Origin of the sequence: Schaalia sp. HMT-172 (assembly GCF_030644365.1) — a bacterium.
Classification (GTDB): domain Bacteria; phylum Actinomycetota; class Actinomycetes; order Actinomycetales; family Actinomycetaceae; genus Pauljensenia.
In genome coordinates, this window is record NZ_CP130058.1 from 521,339 (window position 1) to 533,018 (window position 11,680).

The 11,680-nt window shown below is 64.6% G+C and carries 6 protein-coding genes and 1 rRNA gene; 6 read left to right on the plus strand and 1 reads right to left on the minus strand.

The genetic code is table 11. The annotated features are described in order from the left end of the window. The first annotated feature begins 2 nt into the window (after window positions 1–2). The 5 genes from QU663_RS02145 (at window position 3) to QU663_RS02165 (ending at window position 7,754) form a co-directional block, all read left to right on the plus strand. Window positions 3–2,456, plus strand: a complete 2,454-nt coding sequence (locus tag QU663_RS02145) for a thiamine pyrophosphate-dependent enzyme (RefSeq protein ID WP_021611630.1) — start codon at window positions 3–5, stop codon at window positions 2,454–2,456. 168 nt (window positions 2,457–2,624) lie between these two features. Next, the gene (locus tag QU663_RS02150) at window positions 2,625–3,932 is read left to right on the plus strand and encodes a PHP domain-containing protein (RefSeq protein WP_021611629.1); all 1,308 of its coding nucleotides are present in this window, start codon (window positions 2,625–2,627) and stop codon (window positions 3,930–3,932) included. Between the two features lie 27 nt (window positions 3,933–3,959). Beyond that, the gene (locus tag QU663_RS02155) at window positions 3,960–4,982 is read left to right on the plus strand and encodes an SDR family NAD(P)-dependent oxidoreductase (protein ID WP_021611628.1); all 1,023 of its coding nucleotides are present in this window, start codon (window positions 3,960–3,962) and stop codon (window positions 4,980–4,982) included. Window positions 4,983–5,088: 106 nt separating this feature from the next. After that, entirely contained in the window at window positions 5,089–6,687 is a 1,599-nt protein-coding gene (locus QU663_RS02160; RefSeq protein WP_021611627.1) for an alcohol dehydrogenase catalytic domain-containing protein, read from the plus strand. Window positions 6,688–6,992: 305 nt separating this feature from the next. After that, the gene (locus tag QU663_RS02165) at window positions 6,993–7,754 is read left to right on the plus strand and encodes a hypothetical protein (RefSeq protein WP_264469528.1); all 762 of its coding nucleotides are present in this window, start codon (window positions 6,993–6,995) and stop codon (window positions 7,752–7,754) included. Window positions 7,755–7,839: 85 nt separating this feature from the next. Here the strand turns inward: QU663_RS02165 and QU663_RS02170 are convergent, their stop codons facing one another. Then, a complete protein-coding gene (locus tag QU663_RS02170; RefSeq protein WP_021611625.1) occupies window positions 7,840–9,321 on the minus strand; it encodes a sodium:alanine symporter family protein in 1,482 nt (493 codons plus the stop codon). A 567-nt stretch (window positions 9,322–9,888) separates the two neighbouring features. On the opposite strand from QU663_RS02170, the gene QU663_RS02175 reads away from it, so the two are divergent. Then, window positions 9,889–11,431, plus strand: a 16S ribosomal RNA gene (locus QU663_RS02175). Window positions 11,432–11,680 lie beyond the last annotated feature (249 nt).

Here is an 11,680-nt window from a genome sequence, read left to right on the forward strand (position 1 = left end):
CAATGACTCAGTCTCTTATCATCGACCCCAACGAGGTGCGTCGCCCCGGGCACGTGAAGTTCCCCGACGTGCCCGTCAACCAGTACACCTTCGACCGTGAGACCGAACTCGCCCGCTACGGCGAAAAGGGCATGGTCCAGATGCTCCACGACATGATCGTCGTGCGCACCTTCGAGTCGATGCTCGACTCCATCAAGAAGACCGGCCAGTGGGAAGGCGTCGAGTACAACCACCGCGGCCCCGCCCACCTGGGCATCGGCCAGGAGAGCGCCTACGTCGGTCAGAGCTTTGTGCTCAAACCCGAGGACTTCATCTTCGGCTCCCACCGCTCCCACGGCGAGATCCTCGCCAAGTGCTACTCGGCCATGCACCAGATGGACGAGGGCCAGCTCGAGGGCATCATGAAGGGCTTCCTCGGCGGCGAGACCCTCTCCTACGCTGAAAAGATCGACTACAAGGACACGAAGGACCTCACCGAGAACTTCATCCTCTTCGGCGCCCTCGCCGAGATCTTTGCCCGCAAGTCCGGCTTCAACCGCGGCCTGGGCGGCTCGATGCACACCTTCTTCCTGCCCTTTGGCTCCTACCCGAACAACGCGATCGTCGGCGGCTCCGCCCCGATCGCCAACGGCGCGGCCCTGTTCAAGCGCATCAACCGCAAGCCCGGCATCGTCATCTCCAACGTCGGTGACGCCGCCCTGGCCTGTGGCCCCGTGTGGGAGGCCATGAACTTCGCGGCCATGGACCAGTTCCGCTCGCTGTGGCGCGAGGAGGACGGCGGCAACCCGCCGATCCTGTTCAACTTCTTCAACAACTTCTACGGCATGGGCGGCCAGACCTTCGGCGAGACCATGGGATATGAGATCCTCGCCCGTGTGGGCGCGGCCCTCAACCCCGAGGCCATGCACGCCGAGCGCGTCGACGGCCTCAACCCGCTGGCCGTCGCGGATGCGACCACCCGCAAGAAGAAGATCCTCGAGGAGGGCCGCGGCCCCGTCCTCATGGACACCATCACCTACCGCTTCTCCGGCCACTCCCCGTCGGACGCTTCCTCGTACCGCACGAAGGAAGAGGTCGAGCTGTGGGAGCAGGTCGACTGCATCAAGGAATACTCGAACCTGCTGATCTCCAACGGCCTGACCACGCAGGACGAGATCGACGGCTACGCGGCCTCGCTGACCGACAAGCTGGTCAAGGTCCTCAAGCTGGCCATCGACGACGAGGCCACCCCGCGCGTCGCGGACGGCTACATCGACACCGTCATGTTCTCCAACGAGAAGGTCGAGGCCTTCGACGACGCGACCCCCGAGATCGACCTCGAGGACAACCCGCGCGTCAAGGCCCTGGCCAAGAAGGTGCGCTCCTCCGTCGATGAGAACGGCAAGCCCGTCTCCAAGATGCGCATGTACCAGTTCCGTGACGGCCTCTTCGAGGCGATGCTGCACCGCTTCAAGACCGACCCGACGATGGCCGCATGGGGCGAGGAAAACCGCGACTGGGGCGGCGCCTTCGCCGTCTACCGCGGCCTGACCGAGGCCCTGCCCTACCGTCGCCTCTTCAACTCGCCCATCGCCGAGGCCTCGATCGTGGGCGCCGGCGTCGGCTACGCGATGGCCGGTGGCCGCGCGGTCGTCGAGCTCATGTACTGCGACTTCCTGGGCCGCTCCGGTGACGAGGTCTTCAACCAGATGGCCAAGTGGCAGTCGATGAGCGCCGGTCTGCTCAAGATGCCCCTCGTCCTGCGCGTGTCGGTGGGCGCCAAGTACGGCGCGCAGCACTCCCAGGACTGGAGCGCGCTCGTCGCCCACATCCCGGGTCTCAAGGTCTACTTCCCGACGACCCCGACCGACGCCAAGGGCATGCTCAACCTCGCCCTGGCCGGAACCGACCCCGTCGTCTTCCTCGAGAGCCAGAAGCTCTACGACAAGGGCGAGGACTTCGAGCCCGGCGGCGTGCCCGAGGGCTACTACGAGACCGAAGAGGGCGAGCCGGCGATCCGCCGCGAGGGCACCGACATCACGATCGCTGCCTACGGCGCGACCGTGTACAAGGCCCTGGAAGCCGCGGACGTCCTGGCCGAGAAGTACGGCCTGAGCGCCGAGGTCATCGACCTGCGCTTCGTCGCCCCGCTGAACTACGACAAGCTCATCGCGTCCGTGAAGAAGACCGGTCGCCTCGTCCTCACCTCGGACGCGGTCGAGCGCGGATCCTTCCTCAACACGGTTGCCGCCAACGTGCAGACCCTCGCCTTCGACGCCCTCGACGCGCCGATCGCGGTCGTCGGCTCGCGCAACGGCATCACGCCCGGACCCGAGCTTGAGTCGTACTTCTTCCCGCAGGTCTCCTGGATCCTCGACTCGATCCACGAGCGCATCCTGCCGCTGCCCGGCCACGTGCCCACCACGAAGCACGCGACCGAGGCCGAGATCGCTCGCCTGAACCGCGAGGGTCTGTAAAGCACTGGGGGCGGGCCGCTCCTCCCCCCCTTTCCGGCCCGCCCCCGTCCGAGGCTCGCATTCCCTGATGCGAGCCGCGCGAGGCCGGGGCAAACCTCCTCCTCACCTGTGCCCCGGCCTCGCGCCCCCTTCCCCCGTGCCCACCCCAACGAAGAGATGGCAAAACCCATGGACATCACCAACGACCCGGCTGCAACCCCGGCCCAGCGCATCGAGGCGCTGCGCGCGCTAGCCGCCGACGAGCACTTCCCGACCTGGGTGCCCGAGTCGAACAACCACATCCACACCTGCTTCTCCTTCAGCCCCTATACGCCCACGCACGCCGCCCTGCTGGCGCGCCGGGCCGGCCTGCGCGTCGTCGGCTCGGTCGACCACGACTCGATCGGCGCCGCCGCTGAGATGAGCGAGGCGACCCGCATCCTGGGCATGGGTTCCGTCACCGGCTTCGAGATCCGCGCCCGCTTCGGCGAGGGCACGCCTCTGGCGCAGCGCAAGCTCAACAACCCCGACTCCGTGGGCGTGGCCTACATGACCGTCCAGGGCGTGCCCGCCCCGGCACGCGAGACGGTCGCGAAGTGGCTTGCCCCGAGGCGCGCCGCCCGCCTGGAGCGCACCCTCGCGATGGCCGAGCGCGCCAACGCGATCCTCACCGACCTCGGCCTGGAGCCCTTCGATCCTCAGGCCGATATGGTCGACATCTCCCAGTACGCCAACGGCGGCGGGATCACCGAGCGGCACCTGCTGGCCGCCATGGCCTCGGCCCTGATCCGCGGTTTCGGCCGTGGTCCCGCCCTGGTCCAGGGCCTGGACTCGATGGGCGTCGAGATTCCCGCCTCCCTCGCGCACGTCCTGTCCGACGCCGACAACCCGCACCTCATGTACGACCTGCTGGGCGTCCTCAAAGCCAACTACCTGGATCGCATCTACATCCAGCCCACCGACGAGCTGCCGAGCGCCGCCGAGGTCGTCGCCTTCGCCGACTCGGTCGGCGCGATCGCCACCTACGCCTACCTGGGCGACGTGTCCGCCTCGCCGACCGGTGACAAGAAGGCCGAAAAGTTCGAGGACGACTTCCTCGACGAGCTCTTCGAGTACATGGAGTCCATCGGCCTGCGCGCCGTGACCTACATGCCCCCGCGCAACACCCCCGAGCAGCTGGCGCGCATCCACGCGCTCGCGGCCGCCCACGGCATGCTCGAGATCTCGGGTGTCGATATCAACCAGCCCCGCCAGCGCTTCACGTGCGAGGAGCTGCGCCGCCCCGAATTCGCGGACCTCAACGAGGCCACGTGGGCCCTCGTCGCGCACGAGGCCCTGTCTTCCCTGGACCCCGACCTGCACCTGCTGGGCCGCACCGGCCGCCTGAGCCCCGAGGCGCTCGCCCAGCGCATCGCGCAGTATGCGCCCCTGGGGCGCGCGATCGCGGACGGCGAGGACGCCGCCGACGTCGCCGCCCGAGCAACATCCATCAACTGACGAACGCGCAGAGAAAAGAGAACCATCATGAGTAACGCTCCCGAGGTACGCGGGCTTTTCCTCAAGGCCCTGGGTCGCCCGGTCATCGTGGCGCCCTCCACCGCCGAGCCCACCGTCACCTTCGACGGCCCCCTCACCGAGGTGTGCCCCTGCTCCCTGAAGGAGACGGAGCTTCCCGTCGTCGTGCGGGCGGGGGAGGAGACCTACGAGGTGCGCCCCACGCGCACCGGCGAGCGCACCATCAACGGCCGCGTCGCCCTGGTCACGGGCGGCGCGCAGGGATTCGGCGCGGAGATCGCCCGAGGCCTCGTCGAGGCCGGCTGCTTCGTGTACGTCGCCGACCTCAACGGTGAGGGCGCCGCAGCCAAGGCCGCCGAGCTCGGCGGCGAAGGCGTCGCCCACCCGATCACCGTCAACGTCGCCGACGAGGACTCCGTGGCCGCGATGGCCGCCGAGATCGAGCGCGTCACCGGCGGCCTCGACCTGGTCGTCTCCAACGCGGGCATCGTGCGCGCCGGCTCCGTCCTCGAGCAGGACGCCTCGGCATTCCGCCTGTCCACGGACATCAACTACGTGGCTTTCTTCCTGGTCACTAAGCACCTGGGACAGCTCCTGGCCCGCCAGCACTCCACCGCCCCCGAGTGGCTCACCGACATCATCCAGATCAACTCCAAGTCCGGCCTGGTTGGCTCGAACAAGAACGCCGCATACGCGGGCTCGAAGTTCGGCGGCATCGGCCTGGTCCAGTCCTTCGCCCTCGAGATGGTCGCCCACGGCGTCAAGGTCAACGCGATCTGCCCCGGCAACTTCTACGACGGCCCCCTCTGGTCCGACCCGGACCGCGGCCTCTTCGTCCAGTACCTGAACTCCGGGAAGGTTCCCGGCGCCAAGACCGTCGCCGACGTCAAGGAGTTCTACGAGGCCAAGGTGCCCATGCGGCGCGGCGCCCAGGGCATCGACGTCCTGCGCGCGATCTTCTACATCGTCGAGCAAGAGTACGAAACCGGTCAGGCCGTGCCCGTCACGGGTGGCCAGGTCATGCTCTCCTGACACCGTCTCGAGGCCGGGGCCCCAGGGTGGTCACGGTCCCCTCCGCGGGTGCCCCGGCCTCGTCCCTCCCGTTCCCATCGTCGTTTTCCCAGTGAAGGAGTCAGTCATGACCCAGGTTCCCTCCACCCAGTACGCCATCCAAATCGTCGGCAAGGAGGAGTTCGTCGTTAACCCGGCGAAGCCCGTTGACCCCGTTGGCCCCACGCAGATCCTGCTCGAGGTCGAAGCCTGCGGCATCTGCTTCTCCGATACGAAGCTGCTCCACCAGTTCGACAGCCACCCGCGCAAGTCCGACGTGGTGGCGGGCATCGACCTGGACGCCCTCAAGGACATTCCGTCCTACCACCCCAACCAGGAGGCGGTGACTCCCGGCCACGAGCCCGTCGTGCGCGTCGTGCAGGTCGGCGAGAAGGTTACGCACTTCAAGGTTGGTGACCGTCTGCTGGTCCAGGCGGACTGGAAGCACCTGCGCACCGCGAAGTCCAACGGTGCCTTCGGCTACAACTTCGACGGTGCGCTCGAGGAATACGTCGTCGTCGACGAGCGCTGCGTCGTGTCCCCGGATGGCGAAGAGTACCTGATCCACGTGTCTGAGGGCCCCTCGGCCGCAGCCGTCGGCCTCATCGAGCCGTGGGCGACCGTCGAAGGCTCCTACGCGTGGGCCGAGCGTAATCACGTCGCCGACGGCGGGCGCCTGCTGGTCGTCGGCGAGGGCGACATCGATGCGCTGACCGCCGAGCACAAGCCCGCCGAGGTCGTGCGCGTTGCCGCCGACCAGGTCGAGGGCGTCGACGGAGAGTTCGACGACGTCGTGTTCTTCGGCTCGGACGCCAACGCGATCGAGAAGGCCGCGCTCCTGATCGGCACCCGCGGCACTATGTGCGTCGTCCTGGGTGGCGGATCGATCGAGCGCAAGGTGTCCCTGGACATCGGCCGCGTCCACTACGACTTCATTCGCTTCTGCGGCACGACCGGATCGGATCCGCGGCAGGGATACGCCTGGATTCCCGCTAACGGCGATCTGCGCGAGAACGACCGTTGCGTCTTCGTCGGCGCCGCCGGCCCGATGGGCGTCATGCACACGATGCGCGCCGTCACCTCGGGTGTCCCCGGCATCTCCGTGGTCGGCACCGACCTGTCGGATGAACGCCTGGCGAACCTCGCGGCCGTCGTCGGCCCGACCGCGCAGAAGAACGGCGTGCCGCTGGACATCATCAACACCGCCTCGACGCCCCTCGAGCACGGCTACACCTACGCGACGTGCCTCGTGCCCGTCCCCGCGCTGGTCTCCCAGGCCGTCGACCTGCTGGCCCAGGGCGGCATCCTCAACGCGTTCGCGGGCATCCCGGCCGGCACGTTCGGTGACTTCGACCTGCAGGGCATCATCGAACGCCAGATCTTCATGCTGGGAACCTCCGGCTCTGACGTGTCCGACATGCGCACGGTTCTGCGCAAGATCGAGGACGGCGTCATCGACACCACGATCTCGCTGTGGGCGGTCACCGGCATGGCGGGCTTCGGCGACGCCATCAACTCGGTCATCAACCGCACGTCGGGCGGTAAGATCATGGTCTTCCCGTCGCTGCACGACCTGGGCCTCACGCCGCTGAGCGAACTGGCCGAGAAGTTCCCGCAGGTCGCGGCCGCCATGAAGGACGGCCTGTGGACCAAGGAGTCCGAGGAAGCGCTGCTCGCCACGGAGTAAGCGCACGCTCGTGCGATAGGGCCCCGGCCTCGTTCGTGTTCCTGGGACGAGGTCGGGGCCCCCTTGTGCCGCGTGTGCCCTGTGCGCCGCTTGGGAGGGGCCGTCGGCGGATGCGTTGTCTGTGTCGGCGTTGGTGGCGCCCGATGGAGGGGAAGACTCTTGCGAAAAGGGCCCGCGCCTGCCAGGTTTCTGTCATCATGGGTGTCATAAGCGTTGCGAGGCGGAACGAGGAGGTTACCGTGAGATTCGACGATAGTGTGACAAGCGAGCGCTACGTGGCGCTGCAGGCGTGGCTGTACGGGCAGATGTCCCCGCGCGCGCCTCACGCGACGCGGTGTTTCGCAGAGGATTCGCTGTGCCTCTACGACGCGTTTCTGTCAGTGCTTGTCGGCACGGGGTTGGGGTTCGCCCAGTTCGACGATAATCGCGCCCATCACGGGCTCTACGCCTTCGACTTTTTCGTGGGAGACATCAAGGTGCCGTCGCTCGGCAAGGGCGTTGATGGGCAGAGGGCGACCGGCATGGCGGGGGAGTATGCGACGGACGCCACCGGCCGTGCGATGTGCCATGCCCTCGTCGACACGTGGCTCGGGGAAACGGGCAGGCGCATCCCGTTCGTGGCCTCCGTGATCGCCTCCGTGGACACCCTCGAGCTCGTCGCCGATGTGAGCGTCGACGAGTGCGTCTTCGAGTGTGACCTGCCGCCCGGATACGCGCGCTCCACCGCGAACTGCCCGTGGGAGGACGGGAGCCTGCCGATCGGCGCGCTCGATTCGTCTCTGGTGATCCCCGGTCCACTCATCTACGTGGAGGCGGGCGTGCGATATGAGGGACAGGTTATGTCCTGCTTGGGCTTCGACGAGGTCGTGGCCTCGTGGGTGCAGATGGGGCTCTCTGTGGAGTCCTCCACGGCCTCCGGCACCGGAGCGACTGCCGTTCTGCGCGCCCCGCACGGGGGCCCTGAGATGCTCGGGTGGGCTGCCGACGCAGTGGCTCGCGCCCTGTCCGCGTGCGGGTACACCGGGGTAGTGCAGATCCGAGCGCGCTTCGCTCACGCGCCGGCGTAGTATCCGATCGCCACGCCGTCGCGCATAACGAAGCCCCGGCCTCGTCGATGCGAGGCCGGGGCAAGGCGTGTGGAGCAGTGCTCGCTTAGACGGCCGCCTTCTCGGCAGCGTCCTTGGTGGAGGCCGGAGCCTTATCCTGCCAGTAATCCAGTTCGGAGGGGTCCAAGCCAATCGAGGAGGCCCTGAACTTCGGGTCGAGGCCCGCCTTACGCTGCGCCGTGTAGTCGTCAGCGCAGTCGACGGCGATCTTGCCGAGGAACACGATGACGGGCAGGTTGATGAGCGCCATGAGGCCCATCAGGATGTCGCCCAGGTTCCACGCGACCTCAAACTTCAGGAGCGCGCCGCAGAACACCAGGGCAGCGGCCGCGAGGCGGAAAACGGTGAGCATCCAGTGCTTGATCTCGATCTTGCCCAGCAGGAAGCGGAAGTTGACCTCGGCGTAGTAGAAGTTGCCGACCAGCGTGGTGAACGCGAAGAGGAACAGTGCAACCGAGATGAAGACCTGCGCGACCGGCTGACCCAGAACGGTGGCCATCGCGTCCTTGACGAGGGGAGCACCCGTCACGCCGTTGTCAGAGCCGACGCCCGAGGACAGGACGACGAACGCGGTGAAGGTACAGATGATCATCGTGTCGATAAAGACGGAGAGCATCTGGACGAGGCCCTGCTTGGCGGGGTGCGACACGGAGGCGGAGGCCGCAGCGTTAGGAGCCGAACCGACACCGGCCTCGTTCGAGTAGAGGCCACGCTTGATGCCGTACATCATGGCCGATCCCGCGAAACCGCCGAAGATAGCGTCGAAGTCGAAGGCGCCGTGGAAAATCGCGGAGAACATCGCGGGAATGTTCTGGTAGTTGACGGCGATGACGACCGCGCCCACACCCAGGTAGATAATCGCCATGATCGGGACCATGTAGCCCGTCACGTCGGTGAGGCGGCGAGTGCCGCCCAGAATCGACGCGGCCATGAGGACCGCGAGGATCGCGCCGACAAACCACGGCGTCCAGGCATTCGCCCAGCTGTAGTGCATGAAGGTGTCAGCCACGTTGTAGGAGGCCAGCAAGTTGAAGCCACCCATGTAGGTCAGAATTAAGACGATTGCGAAGAGGTAGGCAAGCCAGCTCGCCTTCAAAGCAGTCTGGATGTAGTAGGCCGGGCCACCGTAGGAGTGGTGGGGGCCCCGCTTCTTGTAGATCTGCGCGAGCGTCGACTCGATGAAGGCCGAGGCGCCGCCGAGCGTGGCAATGACCCACATCCAGAAAACAGAGCCGGCACCGCCGAGAGTCACGGCGGTGGCGACGCCCGCAATGTTACCGACGCCGACGCGCGAGGCCGTGGAAACCATCAGCGCGCGGAAGGAGGACACGCCGCCTTCCTTCTTCGGGGGCTCCATGACGACGCGGAGCGCTTCGATAAACATGCGCAGCGGAAGCGCGCGAGTGAAGAGGAAGAAGAAGAGGCCAACCGCGATCAGAAGCGCGACGAGCAGGTACGTATACATGAAGCCTGAAATCGTATCCAGGGTCCCGGCGAGATCAAAGTCCGGGGGCAGGAGTCCATTCATCGTTGTTCCTAGTGTTGACGGAAGCGGCGAGACCGCTCGGATAACGGGAGTATAGCCGCAAGGTCAACGGTTGGTAAAGTTTTGGGCAAAAAATGTGATGGTTCGGGTACGGGTGTAGGTTGCGGGCTGATAGGGGCCAAAATCTTCGCGGCGTAGGGCACATTCTGTTTGATATTCTGTGTGCTGCAACATGAAATCGGGCGATTTTGGGCCGTTTGTAGCGCACGAACGTGAAGAAAGTGGCGGAATTCTGCGGAAAGGCTCGGAGAGGGACGTGTGGGTGTCATGATTTGACGGTCCGCTTGGAAGTGCGTATTGTTTTCCTTGTTGCGCCGAACGGCAGCGAACAAAGCGAAGAGCTGAGATCGCGGAAACATGGCGCAGAACGCCTTTCGAAAACATGCGAGTTTTCGTGTGTGCTTGATCGTGTGGGTGTTGTTTGTGAACTCGATAGTGTGTTTGTTTGTTTTGTTTATGCCTGTTTTTTGTTTTTGAGTGTTTTTGGTTGGGATTGCTGGCCGGGCTTTGTGTTTGGTTGGTTTTTCTGGGCTTTAACGTTTTTGTTTTTGTTCGGAGAGTTTGATCCTGGCTCAGGACGAACGCTGGCGGCGTGCTTAACACATGCAAGTCGAACGCTGAAGACCTGGCTTTTGTTGGGTTGGATGAGTGGCGAACGGGTGAGTAACACGTGAGTAACCTGCCCCCTTCTTTGGGATAACGCCCGGAAACGGGTGCTAATACTGGATATTCACTGGCCTTCGCATGGGGGTTGGTGGAAAGGTTTTTTCTGGTGGGGGATGGGCTCGCGGCCTATCAGCTTGTTGGTGGGGTGATGGCCTACCAAGGCTTTGACGGGTAGCCGGCCTGAGAGGGTGACCGGTCACATTGGGACTGAGATACGGCCCAGACTCCTACGGGAGGCAGCAGTGGGGAATATTGCACAATGGGCGAAAGCCTGATGCAGCGACGCCGCGTGAGGGATGGAGGCCTTCGGGTTGTAAACCTCTTTCGCTCATGGTCAAGCCGCAACTTGGGTTGTGGTGAGGGTAGTGGGTAAAGAAGCGCCGGCTAACTACGTGCCAGCAGCCGCGGTAATACGTAGGGCGCGAGCGTTGTCCGGAATTATTGGGCGTAAAGGGCTTGTAGGCGGTTGGTCGCGTCTGCCGTGAAATCCTCTGGCTTAACTGGGGGCGTGCGGTGGGTACGGGCTGACTTGAGTGCGGTAGGGGAGACTGGAACTCCTGGTGTAGCGGTGGAATGCGCAGATATCAGGAAGAACACCGGTGGCGAAGGCGGGTCTCTGGGCCGTTACTGACGCTGAGGAGCGAAAGCGTGGGGAGCGAACAGGATTAGATACCCTGGTAGTCCACGCTGTAAACGTTGGGCACTAGGTGTGGGGGCCACCCGTGGTTTCTGCGCCGTAGCTAACGCTTTAAGTGCCCCGCCTGGGGAGTACGGCCGCAAGGCTAAAACTCAAAGGAATTGACGGGGGCCCGCACAAGCGGCGGAGCATGCGGATTAATTCGATGCAACGCGAAGAACCTTACCAAGGCTTGACATGCACGGCGGCACTGCAGAGATGTGGTGGCATTTAGTTGGTCGTGTGCAGGTGGTGCATGGTTGTCGTCAGCTCGTGTCGTGAGATGTTGGGTTAAGTCCCGCAACGAGCGCAACCCTTGCCCTATGTTGCCAGCACGTGATGGTGGGGACTCGTGGGGGACTGCCGGGGTTAACTCGGAGGAAGGTGGGGATGACGTCAAATCATCATGCCCCTTATGTCTTGGGCTTCACGCATGCTACAATGGTTGGTACAGAGGGTTGCGAAATCGTGAGGTGGAGCGAATCCCTTAAAGCCAGTCTCAGTTCGGATTGGGGTCTGCAACTCGACCCCATGAAGGTGGAGTCGCTAGTAATCGCAGATCAGCAACGCTGCGGTGAATACGTTCTCGGGCCTTGTACACACCGCCCGTCACGTCACGAAAGTTGGTAACACCCGAAGCCCATGGCCTAACCACGTTGGTGGGGGGAGTGGTCGAAGGTGGGATTGGCGATTGGGACGAAGTCGTAACAAGGTAGCCGTACCGGAAGGTGCGGCTGGATCACCTCCTTTCTAGGGAGCCCAGTTTTGTGGGGAACAGTTAGTGTGTCTGCCCGTTGTGGTGGGTGTTCTGGTTGTTTTCTTGTGCCTGCATGTGTTTACTGCCCCGGTAGTGGGGTGGTGGGTGTGGGTGCGTTTTTGGGTTGGGCATAAGCGTTTGATAGCAGATGAGCACACTGTCGGGTTCACGTTCAACACCGTGTGAGCGTCTACTGCCCTGGTGGGTGGTGGTTGCCTGCGCAGCCGGCCGGTGGCCTGTGT

Excerpts from the sequence above, each read along its gene's own strand:
- QU663_RS02155 (WP_021611628.1), top strand. The coding sequence starts at position 3,960 with ATGAGTAACGCTCCCGAGGTACGCGGGCTTTTCCTCAAGGCCCTGGGT.
- QU663_RS02150 (WP_021611629.1), top strand. The coding sequence starts at position 2,625 with ATGGACATCACCAACGACCCGGCTGCAACCCCGGCCCAGCGCATCGAG.
- QU663_RS02165 (WP_264469528.1), top strand. The coding sequence starts at position 6,993 with ATGTCCCCGCGCGCGCCTCACGCGACGCGGTGTTTCGCAGAGGATTCG.
- QU663_RS02145 (WP_021611630.1), top strand. The coding sequence starts at position 3 with ATGACTCAGTCTCTTATCATCGACCCCAACGAGGTGCGTCGCCCCGGG.
- QU663_RS02170 (WP_021611625.1), bottom strand. The coding sequence starts at position 9,321 with ATGAATGGACTCCTGCCCCCGGACTTTGATCTCGCCGGGACCCTGGAT.
- QU663_RS02160 (WP_021611627.1), top strand. The coding sequence starts at position 5,089 with ATGACCCAGGTTCCCTCCACCCAGTACGCCATCCAAATCGTCGGCAAG.